Origin of the sequence: Wolbachia endosymbiont (group A) of Bombylius major (assembly GCF_947251895.1) — a bacterium.
GTDB lineage: Bacteria > Pseudomonadota > Alphaproteobacteria > Rickettsiales > Anaplasmataceae > Wolbachia > Wolbachia pipientis.
The window spans coordinates 649,733-676,186 of the sequence record NZ_OX366395.1; the positions used below are offsets into that span (position 1 = coordinate 649,733).

Annotated in this window: 23 protein-coding genes, 1 pseudogene and 1 riboswitch; of the genes and pseudogenes, 16 read left to right on the forward strand and 8 right to left on the reverse strand. The window is 35.7% G+C overall.

Going from position 1 to position 26,454, the window contains the following annotated elements; translation table 11 throughout:
• Positions 1-66 precede the first annotated feature (66 nt).
• Positions 67-1,005: a P44/Msp2 family outer membrane protein gene (locus OPR49_RS03100; protein WP_265027414.1), complete on the forward strand. Its 939-nt coding sequence runs from the start codon at positions 67-69 to the stop codon at positions 1,003-1,005.
• Between the two features lie 7 nt (positions 1,006-1,012).
• Here OPR49_RS03100 and OPR49_RS03105 read toward each other — a convergent pair whose 3' ends face one another.
• From OPR49_RS03105 to OPR49_RS03115, 3 genes are all read right to left on the reverse strand, one after another.
• The gene (locus OPR49_RS03105) at positions 1,013-2,515 is read right to left on the reverse strand and encodes a type II secretion system protein GspD (RefSeq protein ID WP_458694419.1); all 1,503 of its coding nucleotides are present in this window, start codon (positions 2,513-2,515) and stop codon (positions 1,013-1,015) included.
• 119 nt (positions 2,516-2,634) lie between these two features.
• Positions 2,635-3,999: an ankyrin repeat domain-containing protein gene (locus OPR49_RS03110; RefSeq protein WP_065095203.1), complete on the reverse strand. Its 1,365-nt coding sequence runs from the start codon at positions 3,997-3,999 to the stop codon at positions 2,635-2,637.
• An 847-nt stretch (positions 4,000-4,846) separates the two neighbouring features.
• Positions 4,847-5,521 carry a septal ring lytic transglycosylase RlpA family protein gene (locus OPR49_RS03115; RefSeq protein ID WP_320157608.1) on the reverse strand — a complete coding sequence of 225 codons (675 nt, stop codon included), beginning with the start codon at positions 5,519-5,521 and terminating at the stop codon, positions 4,847-4,849.
• A 26-nt stretch (positions 5,522-5,547) separates the two neighbouring features.
• Between OPR49_RS03115 and murC the strand changes: the two genes are divergently transcribed.
• From murC to fumC, 5 genes and pseudogenes are all read left to right on the forward strand, one after another.
• On the forward strand, positions 5,548-6,981 hold the full coding sequence (gene murC / locus OPR49_RS03120; protein ID WP_265027417.1) for a UDP-N-acetylmuramate--L-alanine ligase: 1,434 nt from the start codon (positions 5,548-5,550) through the stop codon (positions 6,979-6,981).
• Positions 6,982-7,189: 208 nt separating this feature from the next.
• Positions 7,190-7,339 (forward strand): annotated as a pseudogene (locus OPR49_RS07560) (WPE palindromic element domain-containing protein); the annotation flags it as partial.
• A gap of 80 nt (positions 7,340-7,419) precedes the next feature.
• Entirely contained in the window at positions 7,420-8,694 is a 1,275-nt protein-coding gene (gene eno, locus OPR49_RS03130; protein ID WP_265027418.1) for a phosphopyruvate hydratase, read from the forward strand.
• On the forward strand, positions 8,682-9,704 hold the full coding sequence (gene cgtA, locus OPR49_RS03135) for an Obg family GTPase CgtA (RefSeq protein WP_265027419.1): 1,023 nt from the start codon (positions 8,682-8,684) through the stop codon (positions 9,702-9,704). Before eno ends, cgtA begins: the two co-directional genes overlap by 13 nt.
• Positions 9,705-10,027: 323 nt before the next feature.
• Positions 10,028-11,422: a class II fumarate hydratase gene (gene fumC / locus OPR49_RS03140; protein ID WP_265027420.1), complete on the forward strand. Its 1,395-nt coding sequence runs from the start codon at positions 10,028-10,030 to the stop codon at positions 11,420-11,422.
• A gap of 161 nt (positions 11,423-11,583) precedes the next feature.
• Here fumC and grxD read toward each other — a convergent pair whose 3' ends face one another.
• A complete protein-coding gene (gene grxD, locus OPR49_RS03145; RefSeq protein ID WP_265027421.1) occupies positions 11,584-11,940 on the reverse strand; it encodes a Grx4 family monothiol glutaredoxin in 357 nt (118 codons plus the stop codon).
• Positions 11,941-11,955: 15 nt separating this feature from the next.
• Positions 11,956-12,174 carry a BolA/IbaG family iron-sulfur metabolism protein gene (locus OPR49_RS03150; RefSeq protein ID WP_006280012.1) on the reverse strand — a complete coding sequence of 73 codons (219 nt, stop codon included), beginning with the start codon at positions 12,172-12,174 and terminating at the stop codon, positions 11,956-11,958.
• Positions 12,175-12,285: 111 nt separating this feature from the next.
• Here OPR49_RS03150 and OPR49_RS03155 point away from each other — a divergent pair, with 111 nt between their 5' ends.
• Positions 12,286-13,212 (forward strand): P44/Msp2 family outer membrane protein, encoded by a 927-nt coding sequence (locus OPR49_RS03155; RefSeq protein WP_010962631.1) that lies wholly within the window; start codon positions 12,286-12,288, stop codon positions 13,210-13,212.
• A 14-nt stretch (positions 13,213-13,226) separates the two neighbouring features.
• Here OPR49_RS03155 and OPR49_RS03160 read toward each other — a convergent pair whose 3' ends face one another.
• On the reverse strand, positions 13,227-14,549 hold the full coding sequence (locus OPR49_RS03160; protein ID WP_265027506.1) for a malic enzyme-like NAD(P)-binding protein: 1,323 nt from the start codon (positions 14,547-14,549) through the stop codon (positions 13,227-13,229).
• A gap of 134 nt (positions 14,550-14,683) precedes the next feature.
• On the opposite strand from OPR49_RS03160, the gene pgsA reads away from it, so the two are divergent.
• The 9 genes from pgsA (at position 14,684) to OPR49_RS03205 (ending at position 21,928) form a co-directional block, all read left to right on the forward strand.
• Positions 14,684-15,226 carry a CDP-diacylglycerol--glycerol-3-phosphate 3-phosphatidyltransferase gene (pgsA, locus tag OPR49_RS03165; protein ID WP_253303417.1) on the forward strand — a complete coding sequence of 181 codons (543 nt, stop codon included), beginning with the start codon at positions 14,684-14,686 and terminating at the stop codon, positions 15,224-15,226.
• A 111-nt stretch (positions 15,227-15,337) separates the two neighbouring features.
• Positions 15,338-16,279: a hypothetical protein gene (locus tag OPR49_RS03170; protein ID WP_265027422.1), complete on the forward strand. Its 942-nt coding sequence runs from the start codon at positions 15,338-15,340 to the stop codon at positions 16,277-16,279.
• Between the two features lie 60 nt (positions 16,280-16,339).
• Complete coding sequence (locus OPR49_RS03175; protein ID WP_265027507.1) at positions 16,340-17,047, forward strand: outer membrane protein assembly factor BamD; 708 nt, start codon at positions 16,340-16,342, stop codon at positions 17,045-17,047.
• Between the two features lie 59 nt (positions 17,048-17,106).
• Positions 17,107-17,847, forward strand: coding sequence for a YebC/PmpR family DNA-binding transcriptional regulator (locus tag OPR49_RS03180; protein WP_265027423.1), 741 nt, complete (start codon positions 17,107-17,109; stop codon positions 17,845-17,847).
• Between the two features lie 3 nt (positions 17,848-17,850).
• Entirely contained in the window at positions 17,851-18,747 is an 897-nt protein-coding gene (locus tag OPR49_RS03185) for a M23 family metallopeptidase (protein WP_265027508.1), read from the forward strand.
• Between the two features lie 7 nt (positions 18,748-18,754).
• Positions 18,755-19,600 carry an SPFH domain-containing protein gene (locus OPR49_RS03190; protein WP_265027509.1) on the forward strand — a complete coding sequence of 282 codons (846 nt, stop codon included), beginning with the start codon at positions 18,755-18,757 and terminating at the stop codon, positions 19,598-19,600.
• Positions 19,601-19,676: 76 nt separating this feature from the next.
• Positions 19,677-19,779, forward strand: a riboswitch (TPP riboswitch).
• Positions 19,768-20,043, forward strand: a complete 276-nt coding sequence (locus tag OPR49_RS03195) for a SemiSWEET family sugar transporter (RefSeq protein ID WP_265027424.1) — start codon at positions 19,768-19,770, stop codon at positions 20,041-20,043. (Overlaps the previous riboswitch by 12 nt.)
• Entirely contained in the window at positions 20,024-20,716 is a 693-nt protein-coding gene (locus tag OPR49_RS03200; protein ID WP_265027425.1) for a thiamine diphosphokinase, read from the forward strand. Before OPR49_RS03195 ends, OPR49_RS03200 begins: the two co-directional genes overlap by 20 nt.
• A gap of 123 nt (positions 20,717-20,839) precedes the next feature.
• Complete coding sequence (locus OPR49_RS03205; protein ID WP_265027486.1) at positions 20,840-21,928, forward strand: IS481 family transposase; 1,089 nt, start codon at positions 20,840-20,842, stop codon at positions 21,926-21,928.
• Between the two features lie 55 nt (positions 21,929-21,983).
• Here OPR49_RS03205 and secA read toward each other — a convergent pair whose 3' ends face one another.
• Both secA and odhB read right to left on the reverse strand, forming a co-directional pair.
• On the reverse strand, positions 21,984-24,644 hold the full coding sequence (gene secA, locus OPR49_RS03210) for a preprotein translocase subunit SecA (protein ID WP_265027426.1): 2,661 nt from the start codon (positions 24,642-24,644) through the stop codon (positions 21,984-21,986).
• 231 nt (positions 24,645-24,875) lie between these two features.
• Positions 24,876-26,048 carry a 2-oxoglutarate dehydrogenase complex dihydrolipoyllysine-residue succinyltransferase gene (gene odhB / locus OPR49_RS03215; RefSeq protein WP_265027427.1) on the reverse strand — a complete coding sequence of 391 codons (1,173 nt, stop codon included), beginning with the start codon at positions 26,046-26,048 and terminating at the stop codon, positions 24,876-24,878.
• Positions 26,049-26,454 lie beyond the last annotated feature (406 nt).

Genomic DNA, 26,454 nt, shown 5'->3' on the forward strand with positions numbered 1-26,454 from the left:
TTTTTGTACATTAAAGAAATATATGATATGATGGTTATACTATAAATGATAATTATGGGTTCATTTGTGATAACTAAAAGATCTATTACTTTATTTTTGATTTTAATTTCATGTGTCTATTTTTTTATTACTTATATCGGTAATTATGTACACGTTGAACAAGTTATTGGAACACAACTCTTAAAACTAGAAACGGACAATAATGAAGATGTAATGCATTCTAAAGAGGTTACTGAAAAAGAAGTACTAACAGAGAATTTAAAATATCAAGAACCTGAAAATAGTCCTATTGAACAACCTTCTATTCTCCAAGTAGCTGATCAGAAAAATATGTGGTCACGTATTGCAGATCAAGCTGAGCCTACAAAAGAAAAATCAAAAAAACTTGATTTTTATGTGAGCGCTAACGGTGGTAAGGTATACCATGATAATTCAGAAACATTTGTAAAGGGTATAAAGGCAATAGGGGAGAGAGTCCTAACTTTAGTTGAAAGTCATTATGGTTTTATAATAAAAAATATAGTGGCAGATGAAATTAAAAGTATACAGCAATTTGATGGTAAAATTGATTTCCAGTGGTTTAGCAGCATGTCTTTAGGTTACTATGCTGGAGAAAATGGTAAAATTGATTTTGAAGCCGCGTATTCTATAGCCAATATTGAAGATAGTAATTCTCCTCCGGTATTTGATAAATCAGCAAGTGTATTTGCGTTTTTGTTAAACTTCTATTATAATCCCAGCATTCAGGGTACACAATTTGCTCCGTACATCGGTCTTGGTATAGGGCCAACAGTTTTTAGATTAAAAAGGATTAGTTGGTCACCCCAAAATTCAATGCCACTTAATGTTCCTTGGTTTGCTTATCAAATAAAACTTGGTGTTGATTATTCAATAATCCCAGAAGTCAAAACCTTTCTCGGCTATCGTTACTTTAGCGTTCCGATACCTGTTGCAGATGACATATCTACTCACAATATTGAAGTTGGTTTGATATTTAATTTTTAGTGATAATTTAATATATATATAAATTCTTATCTTTTCTATCTAACAAACCAAATGTTGGTACGATTGTTGCTTTTAAAAAAATGACAGTTTCTACTGTTCTAATATTATTCGCTAGCCTTTTTGATTTCTGATGCAATAAGCTTTGCTTATCTTCTCTATGTTCTATAAGCCCGCCGATTACCATAATTTCACCGCTCTTAATTTTTAACATAGAGTTCATTTCTCTGATTTCAACAATTGGAATGTCGCTATTTAATTTCATTTTACTCTGCTGTGCAACGTACTCTATATCTGGATCTTTAGTGTAGCCGTTAATTCTTGATAAAGTTGGATGTATATCCATGAATATTTCACTAGTATCAATGTTAATGCTTGGGTGGATTATTAGCACAACACCTATTGGGACGCTATTCATCTTGGTAATTAAGGTCTGATTAGAGTTTCTAGTATCTTTTTGTATATCGGAGGTAAAATAAATATGGTTTTTAGTAAATGAAATCATCGCTTGCTGATTATTTATAGCATGTACTCTGGGGCTTGAAATTACAGTTGAAGTGCCAAATTTGTCTAAATTTTTTACTAAATCTCCTAGATCATTCGCACCAAAGTTCATTGCTAGGTTAATAATGGAGTTATCTTGATTTATTATAGACTTAGTTCCATCTTGTAAGTCATTTAAGTTCATACCAGAAAGGTATTTGTCATCTAGCACAACTTCAACTATTTTTGCCTCTATCATTACTTGAGAAGACGCTAACTTCTTAACCTTATTAATATATTCTTCAACAGCTTTGTGGATATCTTTTCTAGCATTCAAAATAATAACACCAGCTTCTCTGTTGGATGAAAGGAATTCGCCATCATCCACCCCGTTAACATCCATTATTGCATTCAAGCCTTTTTCTAATGAATTCCATAAGTCACTACTGTATTGAGACTTCATAACATTGTTATAGTCCCTATCAACGTTACTTCCATCACTGTTAGTAATATTGTTATTAATGACGAAACTGCTTTGAGCAGAATGTTGAATATTGATGAAGTCTACGTAATAATTTTGCGCGTATGGCAAGTCCTGCTCAATTCTAATTACACCATTACTTATTGAGTAACGCAGTTTGGCGCTATTTGCTATACTCTGAATTACTTCGTTTATATCCTTATCTTTTAGCTTTAAAATAATATTACCTGATATTTTTGGGTCCATATCCAAGTTAACGTCAGAAAGTTTTCCTATCTCAATCAGCAAATCTTTTACTGATACTTCTTCACTAACATTAATAGAAATAAGCTGATTACTGATTGTGAGATCGGGAAACTCTATTGGTAAAGGCATAATTTCTGGTATTGCCGGTTCATTAATCTCCAAAGAGGTGTTATATTGTTGCAACGGATAATCGTGCTTATAATTGTCTATGTTAATAGGATATTGCTTGGTAGGTAGATGTGTGCAAGAAATAATGAAGAGGAGTATTAAGCATTTAAAAATAGCCATTAGAACAGCATACAAAATCTATACTAATAGATTTCTATAAAAATATTAAAAATGTATTTAATCTCATTTTCATCGAGCAGATAATTGTCGTGTATTAGCTTTGGCTATGTATTTTTTGTATACTCTTCTTGTACTTAAATGTAGACCAGCATAGCCCTAATTTTTTTATATATTTTACTTCTTTCTCTGTATTTAATAATAGGCTTGAAAATAAATGGTAAGCCTATAATTGTTAAGCTTAGAGCTAGGGTTGAAAGTATACAACAGGCTTTGTGTTTACTATGTAGCTCTTTCAGGTAAAGCATCAAAAATCTACAAAATTTTTTGTAATTTTCTTCGATGTTTTTTTTGCTATGAGCCTTGCTAATGAACATATCTATTGCGGTATGACCGTTATTGCACTTAATGTTAAGGTCTGCACCTTTTTCTGTTAACAACTGAGCTATATCAAAATAATCCTTTTGAACAGCAAGATGTAGAGGTGCAAAACCTTGTTGCTCACAAATGTTCATATTGGCTCTAACTTCCAATAACATTTTCACAATTTGTGTATGGCCTTTTTTAACTGCGAGTAGCAAGGGAGTTCTGTTACATTTAGTAACAGCATTAACGTTTACCTTAAGCTTCAATAAGAGCTTAACTGTTTTAGTGTTACCATTATGGCTAGCTTTATGCAGCCTAGCGTTACCATTAAAATCTTGATCGTTTGCTTCTATTCCCTTTGAAACAAGAAATGTTACCATTTTTCTATTATTATGCTCAATAGCGCAATCTAACGCATCAAAACCATGGTTGTTTTTTGTGCAAAAAAACTCTTTAAGTTTAATTTTATCGTTACTTGCTTGCTGTTTTTTTGCAATAAGTTTTACTATTTGCATTTTGTTGTTATACGCTGCTAGGAAAAGCGTAGTGTTATTTTCTGCATCTTTGGCTTCTATATTTGCACCTTTCTTTATCAGATATTCTATAATTTCTGCTCTGCTGTCATAATGTGCGGTGCATTGATAAATGGTTAAAAACAAAGGAGTACGAAAATTGTTATCTTCACATTCGAGATTTGCTCCGCTATCAATTAAAATTTGGACGCTTTTTTTAGAACCGTATAGTGAAGCTATATGAAGAGGAGTATAGCCCTCTTTGGCATCTTTTTCATTAATTTTTGCGCCTTTTGTTATCAAAAAATCTATTAATTCCGTGTCATCTTGTAGTGCAGCAAGGTGCAGTGGAGTGAATCCATTTTTATCCTTGGAATTAATTGTCAGCTGGTTAACAAAAAGTTTAGCAACTTTCTTGTGTCCATGCATAATGGCGTAATGCAGAGGGTTTCTATTTTCGTTGTCTACGACATTGAAATCAGCTTCGTGCTCTAGTAATGACTTTACTCCAACTAAATCGCCTTCTTTTGTGAACTTATGCAAGAGAGTGATTCCACTTGCATCTTTTGAGTTAATATCAAATCCATTTTCTACTAATTGGTTTATATCTTCCTCACGCGCCATATCACTTAAATCTCTAATTAAACTCTTTTCGCGTTAATAATACTCCTACTTGATTAAGTTTAAATGAATCTGTGAGAAATTGCTAGTGCATTCTTGCATAACAAACTTTTGGCAGCGCATTGGATGAAACGAAAAACTTACTTGACAAACTCCGCCAGCCCTCTTATCATGAAACTGAAGCTATTTATTTATCTTCGCAATCTCTGCAGTGGATTAATGACAAAAAACTTAATGTATTTGGCGTAAATCATGCTTAATTTTTTGCACTATGTGCACCTCATGTCTTTATAAAACTTTTAGGTTTCTACCTATACAAGCCGAAACGCGCTTATAAAGTGTTTAAGACAGTAAAAGACGTCAAATAGACAAGGGAGAATTTGAATACTAGCTACCCTAGGGTTTCTTTGCCTTTTTTTTCATTTGGTAAATTTCTTAACATTTATAGCTAAACGACAACTGTCATCCTTGTAAAGGTCAAGTATCCCGCTACTTGTTAGCGGGATCTAGAGATACCGTGACGGTATGACGTAGGATTGCTGTCATTCTGCTACTTGTTAGCGGCTGAGATACCGCGAATGAATCGCGGCATGACGGTTCGCGGTGGCATGACGATAAGCTCGTCATCCCGCTACTTGTTAGCGGCTGAGATACCGCGAATAAATCGCGGTATGACGGTTAGCGGTGGCGTGACGATAAGCTCGTCATTCCGCTACGTGTTAGCGGTTAAGAGATATCGCGGTGGTATAGCTATAAATTGTTGATATCTTTTTTATATCACATTTTTAACTTACAATAGTTAGCCAGCGTTCCTTACATTAACCAAATCTTTCAAATTCTGCACTCACCACTACCTATAACTCACTTTCACGCAATATTGATCGTTCTTAAAAAGCAATCTAACATTTTTTATTCCTTGATTGCGAAGCTTTGATGCAGCTGATTTAGCAGCCTGAGCACTTTTAAAAAATGCAACATATCCCTTACTTTCTGCACTGTCTTGTTTCGGGTGACGTTTCTGCATTTCTTTTTCATATTGCTTTCTGTAATGAGGAGTATTTTGTATCAATTGTTCTGACATCTTTCTTAGGTATTGAACTTTTACTTTTGCAAGCCCAGATTTATGAAATCCTAAGACTTGAGCTGCTTTTTCTGATAAGTCTATTATTCTGCCTTCAATAAAAGGCCCTCTATCGTTAACCCTTGTAACAAGCTTTCTTCCATTTTCTAAATTAGTGACAAGAACAAAGCAGGGTAGGGGCAAAGTCTTATGCGCTGCAGAGATCAAGTGACGGTTAAACACTTCACCATTTGCTGTAAGCGTGCCATGATCTTCTATTCCATACCACGACGCTATCCCTATCTCTTCATAGTGTTTACAGTTTTTTGGATAATAAGTTATGCCATTTATTGTGTAGCTGCTGCCAATTTTATAATGACCTGCAGTGCAATTAAACCTGTTGCTAAAACTGCAGCTACTTATCAAAACAAATATTAGGCATAGAAAGGTTAGGTTTTTTATCATTGTATTCGGTAAGAGGGTTCGATACTATGAGGATTTTAAATTATACTATAATAAATTTAGTAATGAGTAAACATCTACTGCTAAATATTAACAAAACTCAAAAAGAAATAATACATATTATTGGTATAGGTGGAATTGGAATGAGCGCTATTGCTGAAATTCTTCACAATTCCAATTACAAAGTTCAAGGTAGTGATGCACAATCAAACAACAATGTAGATAGGTTACAAAAGCTGGGCATAGAGGTTTTTATTGGTCACAATGCTAATAATGTAAGCCAAGCTCAAATAGTTGTACATTCTTCTGCAATAAAATCTGATAATGTGGAGTTAATTGCAGCAAAAAATAACAATAAAATCGTTTTGCATAGATCAGACATGCTTGCTGAACTTTTAAGAGATAAATATGTGATAGCGGTTTCAGGTTCGAGCGGTAAGACAACGACAACAGCAATGATTGCTTCCATTTTTGATCATTCTAATATCGATGCAACTGTAATTGTGGGAGGAATACTAAATTCATACCAGAGCAATTCAAGACTTGGAAAGAGTGACATTTTTTTAATCGAAGCTGATGAGTCTGATGGAACCATGCTAAAAATGCCTGCAAATATTGTTGTCATAACGAGTATTAACGACGATCATATGGATCATTATGGTACATTTGACGATATTAAGCATGCATTCTCTCAATTTATAAATAAAGCAGATTTTGCAATTTTTCCTGATTCTGTAGGCATTAATTATGATGTAAGTAACTCTATGATGTTTGGGTTTAAAAGTGGTAACATTAGAGCCAGCAACATTAAACAGCATGCTAACAGCATAGAATTTGACGTGTTGATTGACAATAACCACAGAATAAAAAACGTAGTACTATCAAACACAATAGGAATGCATAAAGTCAGTAACGCACTAGCTGCAATATCAGTTGCGATAAAGCTCGGAATTAGCGATGCAGATATTAAAAAAGGCCTTTTGGAATTTCAAGGAGTAGCAAGAAGATTTTCTTTGATTGCCAATATTAAAGGTGTTAAGTTAATTGAGGATTATGCCCATCATCCAAATGAAATATATGCAACTTTAACGGCTGCACGTTCGATTACCAAAGGAAAGATAATAGGAATTATCGAACCACTTCGTTTTGCTCGCATTCGTAATTTTTTTGATGAATTCATACGAATTTTCATGATGTTTGATTATGTCATCCTCACTCCTGTTCATCCTCCAAAAGATAAGCCTATTCCTGGTTGTGGGATTGATGATATACAAAAAGCTTTAATCAGTAATGGATTTAATAACACAAAAATTATGAATGATGCTTTGCTCATTTCACATTTTATTAGTGATTCGACAAGTCCAGGTGATATAGTATTATTTATTGGTGCTGGTAGTAATATAGCTAAACTGGCAAAGGAAGCTGCAAAGCTCATAGCAGAAACTATACAAACATCTAGTTAAACGATAGAATAAATGCAAGTACTGGTGTCATGCAAACTGGAATCTAGTCAATTATATATATGGAAAATGAATTTGATTGAGAAAAAGAATCCGGACTGGGAGGATTTATATGATAAAATTGTGTAATAAGGCTGGATCCCAGTGTCGAAGCACACAACTGTACGAACGTTGTGATATGGGGGTAACTTCCACTAAGAATGATGTCATCCCAGTGCCCAGACACTGGGATCCAGAAAACTTAATCGTAAATGAGCACACCAGGTGGCTGTATAGTAAAAGCTGGATTCCAGTGTCAAGCACTGGAATGACACCATCCGCTACTCAAATTACCTGTATATTGCAATGTTCATACACTGAAATGTTACAGCGCTGGGATAACATCTTCCGAGACAGAACGTTCCGTGCACACAATTGTGAATCTAGTAAAGGGTTAATGTAATGAATAAGATAATCAACAATATATTTGCAAGAGAAATTTTAGATAGCAGGGGTTACCCCACTGTTGAGGTGGAAATTGGGCTCTGTGATGGAGCAATAGGTAGGGTATCTGTACCTTCTGGAGCTTCAACCGGTAAATTAGAAGCCTTGGAACTCAGGGATCAAGATGAGAAAAGGTATTGTGGTAAGGGGGTGCTGAAAGCTGTTCAAGCTGTAAATGGAGTGATAGCAGATGAAATCATTGGAATGAATGCAGCGGACCAAAATGCAATTGATAAAGCATTAATTGAACTGGATGGAACAAAAAATAAATCTAAACTTGGAGCAAATGCAACTTTGGGTGTGTCTCTTGCAGTTGCGAAAGCAGCAGCAAACAGTTTCAAAATGCCGCTGTATAGATATTTGGGGGGAGAGCAGACAAGTGTTATGCCGGTTCCACTCATTAACATAATTAATGGCGGAGTACATGCAGACAATAAGCTCGATTTTCAAGAATTCATGATTCTTCCGGTCGGTGCTGAGACTTTCAGTGAAGCAATCAGAATGTCTGCGGAGGTGTTCCACAACTTACGTAGCATTCTTAAGAAAAAAGGTTATAGCACAAACGTAGGAGATGAAGGTGGTTTTGCACCAAATATTGAAAGTACTGAAGAAGCACTTGACTTGATCATATACGCTATAGAATCAGCAGGTTATTCAGCGCAAAGTGATTTTGCGCTGGGCCTTGATGTTGCTTCATCTACTTTTTGTCACAACAAAATTTACAAATTTGAAAATAAAGAGCTTACTTCAAAAGAATTGGCTGAATACTATTGTAACCTTGTGGAAAGATATCCAATAATTTCTATAGAAGATGCAATGAGTGAAGACGACTATGAAGGTTGGAAATTACTTACTGCAAAATTGGGGAGTAAAATTCAATTGGTTGGGGATGATTTGTTTGTTACAAATTGTGAACTGATATGCAAAGGAATAGAGGGAAAAATGGCAAACGCTGTACTGATCAAGCCAAATCAAATAGGGACGTTAACAGAAACGTTTAATGCAATTGAAATGGCAAAATCAAATGGCTATAAAGCTGTTATTTCTCATCGCTCAGGTGAAACAGAAGACACAACAATATCTCATATAGCAGTTGCATCAAATTGCGGGCAAATAAAAACCGGGTCGCTATCGCGTTCTGATAGACTCGCGAAGTATAACGAGCTAATCAGAATAGAAAGCGCATTAGGAAAGGATGCTAAATATTATCGTGGGTTAGCATGGGTTTTATAGACGAAGTAAAATTGTGTTTAAAAGCTGGTGACGGTGGTGATGGCTGTGCAAGTTTTCGTCGAGAAAAGTTCGTTGAATTTGGTGGTCCAAATGGTGGTAATGGAGGAAAGGGTGGAAACATAGTTTTCATCAGCGACGCTAATCTCAACACTTTGCTTCATTTTCGTTATAGAAGACACATTAAAGCAGATAGTGGAAAAAATGGTGCAGGCAGGGATAGATCTGGCACAGCAGGGAAAGACGTTATACTTAAAGTTCCAGTTGGTGCACAAATAATTGATGAAGAAAGTGAAGAGATAATAGTCGATCTTGACAAGCCTGATATGGAATTTTTAATAGCACAGGGTGGAAAAGGTGGACTTGGAAATACTAATTTTAAATCTTCTACTAATAAGGCACCAAGACATTTTACTTACGGTCATCCTGGCGAAGAAAAACATGTATTATTAAAACTAAAAGTTTTATCAGATGTTGGAATTATTGGCATGCCAAACGCAGGTAAATCAAAATTTTTGACTCGCTGCTCAAATTCCGATACAAAAGTAGACGATTATCCATTTACCACCGTAAGACCCCACTTAGGTGTGACAAAAGTGGATGATAGCGAAGTTGTAATAGCAGATATTCCTGGAATAATCACCGATGCTCACCTTGGAGTTGGGCTCGGACATAAATTTTTAAAGCACATAGAAAGGTGTCAAATTTTACTTCATTTAATTGATGCAACTCACGATGATGTGATAGCAGCTTATAATTGTATCCATAATGAATTAAAACTTTACAATGGTGATCTTGTTAAAAAAGAAGAGATTGTAGTATTAAACAAATGCGACTTATTGAGGGAAGTAGAAATTCTGGAAAAGAAGAATCACCTAGCTAATTATCTTAATAAAGAAGTGCTTTGCTTATCAATTAATGATGATTTACAGCACATTTTGAGATTATTAAGTGAAAAATTGAAAAAGAGTAATCCTAAGGAAATCGATGTATATGATCCTTTTAAAGCGTAAATTTTCTATTTATGGATGTGCAAGAATGGTAGCGTGCAACCAGAACTAAGCGTACAGCTGTGCAAACATCGTGATTTGAGTCCACCAGAAGGGTGTCATCCCAGTGTCAAGCACTGGGATGACATCATAGGGGCGCTGGGATGACACCCTCCTGCTAGACAATGTTCGTACAGTTGCACATCTACCATGCAAGTTACCTGAAATTTGCAATGTTCGTACACTTGACTACTTGGATCTAGTATGATTTAATTAACCAAGAAATTGAGATGTTCATATGGCAAAATTATGTAGTGAACCAGTTTGCATAACACCAGGAGGAAAATATGGATAGAAAGACGAGAATAGAATCAGACAGCTTAGGGGAAGTAAAAGTACCAAGTGAACATTACTGGGGAGCGCAGACTCAGCGTTCCTTAGAAAATTTTAAGATTGGCACAGAAAAAATGCCAGAGCCTCTGATTAAAGCATTAGCAATAGTAAAACTTGCAGCAGCGCGTGTTAATATGAAACATGGTGTTATAGATGATAGGGTAGGCGACGCAATTTGCACAGCCGCGAGGGAAGTAATAGATGGCAAATTTAATAATGAATTTCCGCTTGTTGTTTGGCAAACCGGATCCGGAACGCAGACTAATATGAATATGAATGAAGTGATCAGCAATCGTGCAATAGAGATTTTAGGTGGTAATTTGGGTAGTAAATCTCCGATACATCCAAATGATCATGTGAATTATGGTCAGTCGTCAAATGACACCTTTCCAACAGCAATGCATATAGCAGCAGCAGAGCAAATAAACTGCTTGCTTATTCCAAATCTTGAAAAATTGCATAAGGTGCTGGATAATAAGGTTCAGGAATTTAAAGATATAATAAAAGTAGGACGTACTCACTTACAAGATGCAACGCCCCTAACACTGGGACAGGAGTTCTCTGGCTATGCAGCCCAGATTAAAAAGGGGATAGAGAGAGTAAAATCAACTTTAAGTGATATATACGAGCTTGCACAAGGTGGCACTGCGGTTGGCACGGGACTCAATACTAAAAAGGGTTTTGCTGAAGATTTTGCTAGAGAAGTTGCAAAAATCACTAATCTTCCATTTACTTCAGCAGGCAATAAATTTGAAGCGCTAGCAGCAAATGATGCTTTAGTTGAGCTCAGTGGAACACTCAATACAGTAGCAGTCAGTTTAATGAAAATTGCAAATGATATAAGGCTTCTTGGTTCTGGTCCAAGATGCGGAATTGGGGAAATAATGTTACCAGAAAATGAGCCTGGTTCTTCAATTATGCCAGGTAAAGTGAATCCAACTCAGTGTGAAGCGGTGACTATGGTATGCACTCAAGTTATGGGAAATCATGTTGCTGTAACCATTAGTGGTTCAAACGGTCATTTTGAATTGAATGTGTTTAAGCCAGTGATAATTTACAATGTTTTGCAGTCTATAAGACTTTTAGCTGATGCAAGTTTAAATTTTACAGAAAAATGTGTAGTTGGTATTAAAGCAAATGAAGAGAGGATAAAAGATTTACTGAATCAGTCGTTGATGTTGGTCACTATATTAAATACGCATATAGGGTACGACAATGCAGCAAAAATAGCAAAGCTTGCTTATAAAGAAAATATCACTTTAAAAGAAGCAGCAGCAAAACTTCAACTGCTCACTGAGGAGGAGTTTGAAAGGATAGTGAAACCAGAAGAAATGGTAAATTATTTGTAACCGCTCACACTTAATTCTTCAATCTCACTAATAGAAAGGCCAGTAAACTTGACAATAGTGTTAACATCAACATTATTATCTTGCTTTGTCTACCTTATTTTGCCGCTCCCCTGAACGGATACGGTTTAAGACATAAGATCCTTTTTCATAGCTATACTACGTTATCCAGCGTCTGGGCACTGGTTTCTTGGTACTGATTCCGCAATAATTTTTTTTTCCTTCAATAAACTTTGCAGTTCGCCTTTTTCGTACATCTCGCGAGTGATGTCGCAACCACCAATAAACTCTTCCTTTATATATAATTGTGGAATTGTTGGCCAATCAGAAAACTTTTTTATAGATTCACGTATTTCATCATTCTCCAACACGTTAATATACTTAAACTTCACGTTCAATTTTTTTAGGATTGACACGACGAGTCCAGAGAATCCGCATTGAGGAAAATCAGAAGTGCCTTTCATATACAATACCACATCATTTTCTGTTATATCTTTTTTTATTTGTTCAAAATTGCTCATAAATTCACCTTATTTTTAAGTATTAGTTTCCAGTTGCAAGGCGTGTATAGACTGACCTTCCAGAGCTTTATATACCATTTTATGCTGTTCTATTTTTGTCTTTCCAAGAAAACACTTGGAGTTTATTTTTAAATGATAATGGTCATCATCTCCAGCAAGATCATGAATCTTTATATCAGCGTCGGGGAACGATTGTTTGATGATCCTCTCTAATTCGTGAATTGCAATAGTCATTGATTTGCTTTAAATTACAATACTTTCATTATAAATCTAAAACGATTGAGCGCAATAAAAAGTTGCTATCATAAAAAATAGAAGTATACTATAATAATGGAATGACAAATTATGCAGGGAGGCTTTGTGGTGGGCGAAAGATTTAAATTCACATATCTATTGGTTTTGCTAACTTTTTCATTTAGGTGCTTATCTTACGATGATAAAATAAATAACTTAGAGAATGTTTACATCAAAGCTAACTATTTTGGAGCATTCTTCAATGCAATAGGTTCTCTAGAAGGAAAAGAAGATGCAGGTGACAATATAACAGAGGGGGTTTTTAGTTTTAATAAGAAGGAGCGAATTGAAGCTGGATACAGTCCTAAATATGTTCCAGGGTTTGCCGGTAGTGCTGCAATAGGGTATTTATTCAAAAATATGAGAGTTGAGTTTGAAGGCTTATATTCTCAGACTAACTTATATGATGAAGATTATTCAGATAAGAAAAAAGCAAGATATATTGAACTTCGTCGTCACAATGATGCGTCTACTGGAGCGGAATGCAATTCACCTTGGAGAAGTGGAAAGGTTGATATTCACATTCAAGAAAATTGTAGTGTTGAAGCAGAGTTCAGAGCTGCATTTAAGATGAAAAATGAAGGTTTTAATAACTTAGCTGGAATGGTCAATGTATATCGTGATTTTAATATAGCAAAAATGCCATTCACCCCATATGTTGGTATTGGTGCAGGTGTAACTAGGGTTAAATTTCTAGGAAAAACCAGATATGCCTTGGCTTACCAAGCAAAACTTGGTATCAATCACCAACTTACAGCACAAACTCAAGCATTTGCTGGTTTACGCTATTTTGGTATCCTTGATAACCAATTTAAAGATATTGTACCAGGAATAAAGATACTAGCTGGTGAAGGATATATTCCTGCCGGTGGAGGAAGTAAAGTTGATGAAACTGCACGTGTTGAATCAACAACTGCAACCATTACCAATAGGTTTGGCATATATGGCTTAGAGTTTGGGTTGGTTTATCACTTTTAACTTTATCCAATAAATTACATATGTGAAGATAGTAAATTCAGCGTGCTGAGAACATTAGAAAGACGAGATTTTAATTGATTTTCATATTTACTCCAATCTTGTATTGCCTTTCTTGCAACACCTGAATCAACTGCGGCTTTTGCAACAGCAGGAGCTACTATAGAAATTAATCTTGGGTTAAATGGAGTAGGTATTATATATTCACGTCCATAGCCCATTTTACGACCGCCATAGACTGCAGATATCTCACCTGGTACTGGCTCACGGGCAAGCTTTGCTATTGCATCTGCAGCTGCAATTTTCATTTCATCATTTATTGTTGTTGCATGTACATCAAGTGCCCCTCTAAATATATAAGGAAAACCCATTACGTTGTTGACTTGGTTGTTGTAATCTGACCTACCAGTTGCAATTATTGCATCTGGCCTCACAGATTTTGCAAACTCAGGCCTTACTTCTGGATCGGGATTGGCAAGAGCAAAAATAATTGGGTCTTTGCCCATACTCTTTAACATCTCTTCATTTAACACATCTTTTGCAGATAGTCCGATGAATACATCAGCGCCTTTTATTGTATCAAGTAGAGAACGTTCGGAAGTATCAATTGCATACTTTTCCTTCCACTCATTCATATCCTCGTTTCTACCTTTGTATATTACTCCTTGCTTATCACACAGCACTATATTTTTAGCGCCCATGGACTTTAGTATTTCTAAACATGCAATACCGGCTGCTCCAGCACCATTCATAATGATCTTAACGTCCTCTAATTTCTTTTCAACAATATCAAGAGCATTTTCTATGCCAGCTGCAACAACCACCGCAGTTCCATGCTGGTCATCATGGAACACTGGAATATCCATCAGTTCATTCAGGCGTTTCTCTATTATAAAACAATCGGGAGATCTTATATCTTCTAAATTTATTCCTCCCCAACTTGGTCCAAGATACCTTACTGCATTGATGAAATCTTCTATATTTTCTGTACCAACTTCTATATCAACTGCATCAATATCAGCAAAACGCTTAAATAAAACAGCTTTGCCTTCCATGACCGGTTTTGAAGCAAGAGGACCAATATTACCAAGTCCAAGCACTGCAGTGCCATTTGAAATGACAGCAACATAGTTGCTTTTTGCTGTATAATCATAAACAACCTCAGGATTTTTAGCTATTTCAAGGCACGGAGCTGCAACACCAGGGGAATAAGCAAGTGACAAATCATACTGGGTAGATAAAGGTTTTGTTGGCATGATTGAAATTTTACCAGGGTTACCACCTCTGCTGTGATACTTAAGCGCTTCTTGTTTTGTGGTACTATCTAAATCATCGTTCATCATTACATCCTTATATTTTAAGCTTGTATTTTTTAAGTATATGGAGTTTTTATAAATGTTCAATTGTAAACTATTAACTTGTGAACTCTGTTGTACTTCTGTATAAGTTTACCTATTACGTAAGATGATATTACATGCTTAAAAAAAACGTGCCTAATTTGCTTACAATTTCTCGTGCACTTGCAATACCAGCAATAATATTAAGTTTTTATATAGAAAATAAATATGCAGGCCTGATAACAATATCAATCTTTGTGTTTGCGTGCATTACGGATTTTTTTGATGGTTACCTGGCGCGTGCGTGGAAAGTCCAATCAAAGTTTGGCAAGCTATTTGATCCAATTGCTGATAAATTAATAGTGGTTTCAACGATAATTATGCTAGTTTATAAGCATAAGATAAATGATTTTACAATAGTACCGTCGATTATTATCATCTGTCGGGAGATATTAGTCTCGGGTTTACGGGAGTTTCTGATAGCTACAAATGTTAGTCTACCTGTAAGCAAAGCTGGAAAAATTAAAACATTTTTGCAGATGGTTGCTGTAGTAGCGCTAATAATGAACGATTATTATATGATTCAATATACAGGTGCGATTTGTTTATGGGTTGCAGCTATTATAACTATGTGGTCAGGCTATAATTATATCTTAGCCGGCATCAAACAGATTGATTAAATCTCCTAGGAAATAGTTAATAGACAAGAGTAGTTAATATCTTAGTGATATTGACTCAGAAAGCAAAAAGGTGTATAATTGTATTAACTTACAACTAATTAGGTTAATATTATGAAAATACCTAGTGGCAAATTTTCTTCTACTAAAAAGGTTCCAGGAAAGAATAAGAAAAAAAGAGATTTTGAACCATTAGAAGAGTTTTTTTGGGATTTTTGGCCAACAGTTGATAAAGAAGTCAAAAGAGAAAGGCTAGAACAAGAACTATTAGCACTAAAAAAAAGAGAGCTATATAGAAAATGTGCATCATTGGCAACAATGGTCCCATTTACATTGCTGATGGCGATTGAACTGGAAAAAACATATAGCGATCAGGTATTACTTGGTGTTATAAGCAGCGCATTAGGCCATACTATATTACCTTTTATGGTCTTATCTCTCATTTGTACGCTATATTTAATTTACAATAATAGGAAAATAGCACAAAAAGAACGAGAGTTGGAGAATATTGAAAATGGAAAGGAAGTAAAGGAAAAAGAGCACAATATTTCTGATATAGGTCAGTGTTTGATCTATATTGAGGCTATAACAACTGCACTGGTTATTGTAGGTATGATAATGGGTGAAACATCTTCACTTGAAGCAGCAGAGGATGCAATTTTATTTCTTGCCAATGCAATTGCTTTTCTTGCAACTATTGTTTCTTATATTGATAAGCATGAAAAAAATAAGAAAAAGGAAACAGAAAAGTCTGATCTTGATGAGAAATCTAGCAAGAAAACTAGCAATATGTCTGTAGCCGGATTGGCGCTTGCTGGTTCTTCTATATTTTTAATAAGAAGGATAATGTTAATGGCATTAGCATCGTCCTTAAATCCTGCTGTTGGAACTACTTTAGGCTTGATAGGTATTGCAATTTTTATGGCTGTACAGGTCTTAACTATACATTCCTACAGCAAGACGCTGAAAGATCCAAAAGTGGAAGGACGAGGTGAATCAAGAAATGCAGGTAGTTCTGACCGTAGTTATAAAGAAGAAGGGCCGGCTATTGCCTAAGAAATTTATTTATTTAAGTAATATTTAGGTCTATACTTTATTTTGATCGAAAAAAATCTTATGTATAAGACTTTAATCACGTGCTTTATTTTTCTAATTTGCTCCTTTACACAATCGTATGCGAATGATCTTGAAAAAACTGAAACTGAACTATATGAAGAAGCAGTTGAACTTTTTGACCAGAAAAAATATAAACAAGCTATTAGGGCATTTCATAAGATAGAGGATTTGTATCCTTTGTCTTATTGGGCAATGAAAGCGAAATTATTATCTGGGGTTTCTCACTATAATATGGGTAACTATAGCAGTGCTGCAAGTGATATGGATGATTATATATATGTTTATTCAAATGGTGAAGATTTACCATATGTATACTACTTAAGAGTATTATCTTATTACATGCAAATTAATAAAGTGCAACTTGGACAGCAAACTGCATATAAAACTTTAGAGCTGGCTACAGAATACATTAATCTCTTTCCAGGCAGCGAATATGTAGGCGAGATAAAGGAAAAAGCAAAGCTAATCACAGAGCATATATCAACAAAAGAGTATTCTATCGGTAAATTTTACTTGAAGCGTGGTGAATATTTGGCAGCAATTAAGCGTTTCCAGAATATGGCAAGCTATAAGGATTCTAAATATTTTTCTAAGTCTATTAACTATTTAGTAGCAGCCCATTCAGCTCTTGGCCTTGACTTAGAAGCTGAGCAGTATGAAAGTATGTTATTAGCAGAAAACCTGCAAGATGCCAAGCCAGAGGCTTGAAAATTTGCTTTAGCTTTTTCTATGCTTTGATATATAATTAGGTTTTTAACTATTTGAATATGGCTGGTCATTCACAATTTTCAAATATAAAACATCGGAAAGGCGCTCAGGATGCAAAGCGCTCTCAAAAATTTACAAAGATGATTAGAGAAATAACAGTTGCTGCAAAGCAAGGGCTGCCCGATCCCGAACTCAACCCGCGCCTTCGCTCTGCTATATTTGCTGCACGCAAGGAAAATCTACCAAAAGATAAAATAGAAACAGCAATAAAAAATGCAACTGGTAACGTTGCTGGAGAAAATTACGAGGAAATACAATATGAAGGTCATGGGCCTTTTGGCACTGCACTCATTGTCCATGCCTTGACTAATAACCGCAACCGTACTGCTTCTGAGGTGCGTTATATCTTTTCTCGTAAAGGTGGAAATTTAGGAGAAACAGGAAGTGTTAGTTACCTTTTCGATCATGTAGGCTTAATCATCTATAAAGCAGAAGGTATGAATTTTGACGATTTATTCAGTCATGGAATCGAATTAGAAGTATTGAATGTTGAGGAAAATGACAAAGAAGGATTACACGTTATAACTTGTGAAATAAAAGATTTTGGTAAAGTACGCGATGCCTTTTATGCAAAATTCGGAGAACCAGAACTTGCTCGTCTTTCACGGCAGCCAAAAGATCTGATTGAAATTAGCGATAAAGAGTTGATTGATAAATTATCTGCATTGGTTGAAGAGCTAGAAGATAACGACGATGTACAGTATGTGGAAGGTAATTTTACTTTTGTTGATGCTGTTTAAATGATGAAGCTGATTATATTTATACTGCTTTATATTTTACCAATATTTAATATACACGCCCTTAAGACTCCAGATAACAGTAAAAAGACTTTTTTAATATCCAGCACCATAAAATCTTCCTTTTTTGCCACGGGAATTGAGCAAGGGTTGGCGCCAAATACAGTGGTGAAATTGATCAACATATATAAAGATTTCGGTGTTGATTTTAAAAAAGACATTGTGCCGAAGAGTAAATTGGAGGTTCTTTTTGAGAGATTGCCTAATAATCAGAAGACTGAAGAAAAAATTTTATATGCTTCACTGACAATAAACAAGAAAGCTATTAGTTTATATCATTATAAATCGCAAGACGGCAAAGAAAGGTATTTTAATAATGAAGGAATAAGCTTAAAAAATGGCGAAATTTTTGCAAATCCTTTAAATGGAGATTATCGCATATCCTCAAAATTTGGCAATAGAAAGCATCCTGTTCGCGGTAAAATTGCTTTTCACAAAGGAGTGGATTATGCAGCTAAGCTTGGCACTCCCATATACGCTGCTGCAGAGGGTGTGGTAGAATATATAGGAAAGAATGGTGGCTATGGAAATTACATCAAAATAAAACACAAAAATGAATATTCAACCTGTTACGCGCATATAAGTAGATTTAGTGGCGATATAAAGTTAGGCTCTAAAGTAAAGCAGGGGCAGGTTATTGCCTATGTTGGTAGCACTGGTGTTGCAACAGGACCCCATTTACATTACGAAGTTATATATAACGGCAAACACATCGATCCGCTTACGATAGCACATAAAACTGAAGTAAAATTGCCTGATCATGAATTAAGAGAGTTTAAACTATTTGTAAATAAGATAAACAAAACGATCAACAGAGAGGGTTCAAGTGAAAAAGAAGTTTAAAGACAGTATGGATAAGAATACGATAAACGATAGAAATTTCAGTCAAATTCGGGCTTTTCCTGTACTAATAGCGCTAGGATTAATTTTATCGCTGCTTTTTTTGGCATATGACAGCACAATTGCACTTGGAGTTGCTGCCGTTTCAATTTTGACTTTTCTTCAAGGATTTTTTATTAATGACCCTAATGAAGCAAGAGTGATAGAATTTTTTGGTCATTATATTGGAACTTATTTTAAGTCTGGAATATGTGTAACGCTTCCCTTTTCAAGCAAATATATAGTTTCCCTAAAATTTCAGAATATTAACACAGAAAAAATAAAAGTTAATGATGCAAATGGAAGTCCAATAGAGATTTCTGCAGTAATTGTTTGGAGAGTGAGCAGTCCTGCAAAGGCGTATTATAATGTTAACAACTATCACGAATTTGTTTTTGTACAAAGTGACTCGGTAATTAGAGAATTGGCGAGCAATTATCCGTATGATAGCGAAAGCGATGAGGAATCTTTACGTAAAAATTCTGATAAAATTTCAGATGAATTGCGGTCAATGTTACAACAAAGATTAGATATTGCAGGAATTGAGATTACAGAAGCAAGAATATCGCATTTGGCGTATTCGTCCGAGATTGCACAAGCAATGTTAAGGCGTCAACAAGCACATGCTATCACTTCGGCAAGAAGGCATATAGTGCAAAATGCAATAGGAATTGTCGAGGAAGTAATAGCTCATTTTGAAAAAAACAAAAGCTTACAATTAGATGGCAAGCAAAAGGTTCAATTGATAAATAATTTGTTGGTTGCCCTAATCTCTGAGCAAGATGCACAACCGACGATTAGTTTAGATAATAATTAGCATAGAAGCCGATTGGGTTTCATAAATGCAAGTCACTATTAATTTCTTGATTAATAGACTAAATGATATTATAAATTACACGCATTAGGGGTGCTCTAGAAAAGCTGAGAGTACATAAAGTACAACCCTTTGAACCTGATATTGTTAAAGCAAGCGTAGGAAAATGTATGTATATAAATATTGAAGAATGCTTCGGCTTCATTGCGTTAATTGCATCTCTAATTGGATTATCACCTCAAGTATATAAAGCATATATCACTAAAGTTACTCGTGATGTATCGATGCCAATGTTAGTAAACTATCTTATTTGTTCATTGTCTTGGATTGGCTATGGTCTTTACCAGAGCTCAATTTTTGTGGTGCTTAGCAATATTGCTGGATTAGTGATTAGCATAATATCAATTATTCAAAAATGTTACTACGATGCAAAACCTGCACCATGATCATGTGCTGCATTGCAGTACACAACAACAATATCGTTCTATTGTAGTGCTAAATGGAAAAATACCGAGCTCATCGTTTTTTAAACGAGATATACCTATTATTGCTGTAGATGGAGGAGCAAACAAGCTTCTATCAATTGGCGTAAAACCTGATCTTGTAGTAGGAGATTTGGATAGCGTAAATCTGGATTTACGTGCTAATTTGAATACGATATATCTACCTGATCAAGATTATTGCGACTTTTCTAAAGCAATGGCTCACTTAAAAACAGTAAAGTTATTGCAATCAATAGTAACGGGTATTACTGGAGGAGCAATTGATCACATACCACAGAATATTAACATTTTTCTAAGTACGGGCAGTATCTTTTACACACCTTCACCTCCCATGGTAGGTTACACTTTACAAAAAGGTATTATCCATTTTTTTTCTTTGCCAAAAAATACTAAAATATCTTTACTTGGTATACCGAGAGCTCAAATATCAACCAAAGGATTAAAATGGGAACTGCATCTTAGCAACCTTGCCTTTCCAGGAAAGAATTCTTGCTTTAATCGAAGCCTGAGCAATGAGGCATATATAGAAGTACACAGTGGTATATGTTTGGCGATGGTTTATTTAGAAGCAGTAGATGATGCTGCAAGACATCATGTGCGTCAAGTTAAGAAGTAAATAGACTTCTTGCATAACCCAAACTAAGTAGAAAAAAGGTATCATCCAAGTTGTATTAAACAGGACTTGATATGACACTTTAAAAAAGTAAGTTAAGAATAATAAAAATAAGGAGTGTTAGAAATGAGTACAATACAAACAAAAATACTAAAACCAAAACTAGGATTACTAGAGCTAGCAAAACAATTAGGAAATGTGTCTCAAGCGTGCAAAGTGATGGGATACTCAAGAGATACATTTTATCGATTCAAGGAGTTATATGAAAATGGGGGAGAAGAAGCATTACATGAAATAAGTAAGAAAAAACCGCTATTAGCAAACAGAGTTTCGGAAGATATAGAAAGAGCAATAATTGGCATAGCTACAGAATTTCCTGCATATGGACAAGAAAGAGCTGCAAATGAGCTGAGAAAAAGAGGTATAATAATTTCCCAAGGAGGAGTAAGATCTGTATGGCTAAGAAATGACCTTGAAACTTTGAAAAAGAGACTTAAAGCACTGGAGGCAAAAGTAGCTCAAGACGGAATCATTTTAACTGAAGAACAACTTGCAGCTTTAGAAAAAGTGAAAGAACAAAGGGAAGCTCATGGTGAAATTGAGACGCAACATCCAGGTTATTTGGGTTCTCAAGATACCTATTATGTGGGCAATATCAAAGGCATAGGGCGCATTTATCAGCAAACTTTTGTTGATACTTATTCCAGAGTTGCAATGGTTAAACTTTACACGGACAGAACAGCTATTACAGCTGCAGATCTTCTTAACGATAGAGTTATCCCATTTTTTGATGAGCAGAGAATTCCATTATTACGCATTCTAACTGATAGGGGTACGGAGTATTGTGGCAAGCCCGAAAATCACGCTTATCAGCTATATTTAGGAATCGAAAATATCGATCATTCTAGAACCAAAGCCAACTCTCCACAAACTAATGGCATATGTGAAAGATTCCATAGAACTATGCAAGATGAGTGTTACAATATTATCTTTAGAAAGAAAATCTACTATTCTTTGGAGGATCTACAGATCGATGTTGATCATTGGTTGCGTTCTTACAATGAGACAAGGCCTCACTCAGGCAAATACTGCTATGGCAAAACACCTATGCAAACGTTTTTTGACAGTAAACATATTGCTTTTCAGAAAAATATTAGTAGCATTAAACAACAGCCTGATATTAGTTTTGACTACGTCAATTCTTCTGTCAGTTAATTCTTCTCTGTCAGATTAAATCTTGTCTTTTACACAAACTGTACAACCATAATTATTAATTCACCACAGTAACCGCGCCGTGGCAGTGTTTGTACTTCTTTCCAGAATTACAAGGGCACTTGTCGTTTCTTGAGACTTTGGGAAGTCTGCTATTTCTCGCAGAATGTAACCTATTGCCTATCTCTTGGTTGTCTGCCAACTTAAAGTGCGCTAGGCGGTGAATGGTGAGTTCCTTCCATTTTTCAAGCATCGACTCAAACATCAAGAAAGCTTCGCGTTTAAATTCATTCAGTGGATCTTTCTGCCCCATAGCACGTAAGCTTATGCTTTGTCTTAGGCTCTCTAGAACTGAAAGGTGTTCCCTCCATAAATGATCAAGTGTCATTATCATCATTTGCTTCACGATCGTATTCCACAAATCTGTAGTGTGCTGACTGTTGAAATATTTTTCTTTCTCAGTAAAAAATTCTTGTATCTTATCATTTATATAATTCAAAGCTTCTTGTTTATTCAAAAACTTTGCTAAATCTTCTTTATCAAGCGTTATTCCATACCTTGTATGGAATTCTTTGGCTATATCTTCAACATAATCTTCGTAATAGCCACTTTGGATTATACCTTCTACTACGCTCTCATTTACTTCGCTATACACTTCAAATACGTCATTAATTTCGTTGCCTAAGATCTTGTTTCTCTGCTTAAAAATAACTTTACGTTGGTTATTGATTACGTCATCAAACTTAAGTAGAGATTTCCGCACGTCATAGTTTCTAGCTTCAACTTTCTTTTGCGCTTTCTCGAGTGCCTTATTGATCCATGGATGATGAATAGCTTCGTTATTCTTTAACCCTACTTTTTGTAAAAAGCTTCTCATTCTATCAGAACCAAATATTCTCATTAGGTCATCTTCGAGCGATAAAAAGAACTTAGAAAGTCCAGGATCCCCCTGACGACCAGAACGGCCGCGTAATTGATCATCTATTCTCCTGCTTTCATGTCTTTCGGTTCCAACCACACATAAACCACCAGCTTTTATAGCAATTTCCTTATCTTTTTTTACTCTTTCAATTATTTCTTGATATTTTTTTTCTCTTTCATCAGCATTTTTTATTTTCTTGAGCTCTACCTTTGCGATCATTTCAGCATTTCCACCAAGCTGAATATCAGTTCCACGCCCTGCCATGTTAGTTGCTATAGTGACACTACCTGGCACCCCAGCTTGCGCTATTATGTACGCCTCTTGTTCATGATAACGAGCATTCAATACTGAATGCTTAAGAGAATGGCTTTGCAAAAGCGCAGAAAGCTTCTCAGAGTTTTCGATGCTCACCGTGCCAACAAGGACCGGTTGAAGGCGTTTGTGGCATTCTTCTATAAACTTCAACACAGCATTAAATTTTTCCTTTTCTGTACCGTAAATTTCATCATCAATATCAACTCTTTTTACAGGTACATTGGTTGGAATTTTTACTACATTTAATCTGTATATATCACGAAACTCTTCTGCCTCTGTTGCTGCTGTTCCCGTCATTCCGGAAAGTTTATTGTACATACGAAAGTAATTCTGAAATGTGACCGATGCTAAAGTTTGGTTTTCATGCTGAATTTCAAGATTCTCCTTCGCTTCAAGTGCCTGATGAAGACCATCGGAATATCTCCTGCCCTCCATCATACGCCCAGTAAATTCATCAATAATCACTACCTTGCCATCCTTTACTATATAATCTTTATCAGCAGTAAACAGCTTATATGCACGTAATGCTTGGTCTATATAATGAGTCATTATCATGCTGTCAGTATCATAGAGCGAGAAATTTTCAGGAATGAGATTGTATGACCTTAGTAGTTCCTCCACTCGTGAAATACCATCTTCAGTCAAGAATACCGTTCTACCTTTTTCATCTACTTCATAATCGGAGTCAACTAATTTGGTTACTATTTTATTGATATGCTTATATATCTGATTGTTTTCCTCAACCGGGACAGAAATAATAAGCGGAGTGCGAGCTTCATCAATGAGTATTGAGTCCACTTCATCAACTATTCCGTAGTGAAAGCCTCTCTGAACCATGTCTTCTTGAGAAAATTTCATATTGTCTCGCAGGTAATCAAAGGCAAGCTCGTTATTTGTGGAATACACGATATCTGCACTGTAAGCCTCTTTCCTCTCTTCGTCTGGCAAGTTATTCGTAATAAACGCAACAGAAACCCCAAGAGAATTATATAATTTGCTCATCCACTCTGTGTCTCGTTTTGCAAGATAGTCGTTAACAGTTACGACATGTACGCCTTTCCCTTCTAAGGAATTTAGATATGCTGCTAAAGTTGCAACGAGTGTCTTTCCCTCTCCTGTTTTCATTTCTGATATCATGCCATTGTGGAGCACCATTCCACCAATCAGTTGAACATCAAAGTGCCTCATGTTAAGAAACCTTCGAGAGGCTTCACGCACAACTGCAAATGCAGGTACGAGAAGATCATTTAACGTTTTCCCATTTTTCAATTCTCGTTTGAATTCTTCAGTTTTACCAGCAAGCTCCTCATCAGATAAGCTCTGCATTTCTGTTTCTAATGCATTTATTTGCTGAACAATTTTCCTAAAGGATTTTATTATCTTCTTGTTTGTGGAACCAAATATCTTTCTTATAAAAAAGAATGACAACGTAAAAATGAAAAATATAAGAATGGCTGTCAAAATTAGCGGAGAATCTAGCATAAACTTAAGTAACGTCTTATTTAATATGAGATTATATTACTAAATGCAGCCTACAGCAATGACATATAATAGCAAAGGAGTGTAAGAGGATTAATAAAAGGTTGTTTTTTTCTCATATGCACTTTAGTAAAATTCGTCAACTTTTGAAACCTTCTCCTTGTTCAGTGATCCCAGTATACACGACCTACTGATAGCCGCTCTACCAACTGAGCTATGGGATCATGTTTAAAATTACACTTCCAAAACTAATCTGTTTGGATCTTCTATATAATTTTTTATTTTAACAAGAAAAGTCACTGCTCCTTTGCCATCCACTATTCTGTGGTCATAAGAGAGAGCGATATACATCATAGGTCTGATTTCAATTGAGTTGCCCACGGCAACTGGCCTGTTTTGTATTGAATGCATTCCAAGTATTCCAGATTGCGGAGGGTTTATTATCGGGGTGGAAAGGAGCGAACCGTATACTCCGCCGTTTGAGATAGTAAATGTTGCACCTTCCATTTCCGATACTTGCAGCTTACCTTCGCGAGCTTTTTTGCCAAGAGCAACCAAAGTCAACTCAATTTCTGCAAATGACATCTGATCAGCACTCCGAATAACTGGCACAACAAGGCCTTTGTCAGTGCCAACAGCAACACCTATGTCATAGTAATGTTTATATATGATTTCATCGCCTGAGATTTCAGCGTTAATTTCAGGGATCTCTTTCAGTGCTTGCACCGCTGCCTTTATAAAAAACGACATGAAACCCAGTTTTATTCCATATTTTTTTTCAAAGGCGTCCTTATATTTTGCTCTTAGATCCATGACATTTTTCATGTCGATTTCATTGAACGTGGTCAGTATTGCAGCAGTATTTTGTGATGCCTTCAAACGAGCGGCAATTACTTGCCTTATTTTGCTCATTTTTACTCGTTCCTCTCTTTGCTCTCCACTTACTATACTTTTTGGCAATTCATATTGTTTTATTGCAGGCTGTTCAGCTTTGTTCATGTGGCCTATCACATCTGCCTTTGTTACTCTGCCTCCCATGCCAGTTCCTTTGACATTTTCTGCACTGATTGCATTTTCTTCCATAATTTTGCGAGCTGATGGAGCATCTTTTTTAGCAGCACTTTCGCTTTTATCTTCTTTTCCCGCTTCCTCTTTTACTTCTCCCATGGAAAGCTTCGCTAACAATTGATCTGGGCTTATTACATCATCTTCCTTTACAAGAAATTCAGTTATTTGCCCCGAAGTTTCTGCAGTTAATTCGAGTGCTGTTTTATCAGTCTCAATTTCAAAAATCAGATCATCTACTTTTACTGCCTCGCCAATATTTTTCTTTATTTTTACTATACCTTCCGTAACTGACTCACCACCAAGAGTTTTTGGTGCTCTGATTTCTATAATTTTGCTCATAAAACAACTTCCGTATAAAACTTTCTATAGATTTATACATGAAAAGAGACATGTAATAAACTAATAAATTCATTGAGGCTCTTATCATTTAGAAGTGACAAACGGATAACATATTCCCAAATGTCATTCCAGCACGTGACGCTAGGCCATAAAAATTCCTTGACAAACTTTGCCAGCCCCCCTATCATGGTACTGAATATTCAGTTATCTTCATCTGTGCAGATTAAACAGCAAAAAAAACAACGTAGTTGGCGTCTTATTTTTAATTTTTTGCACTATGTGCACCGTATGTCTTCACAACATTTCTGGGTTTTTACCTATATAAGCTGAAACGCGCTTACAAAGCGTTTAAGACAGCAAAAAACGTCAAATAGACAAGGGAGAATTTGAATGCTAGCTACCCTGG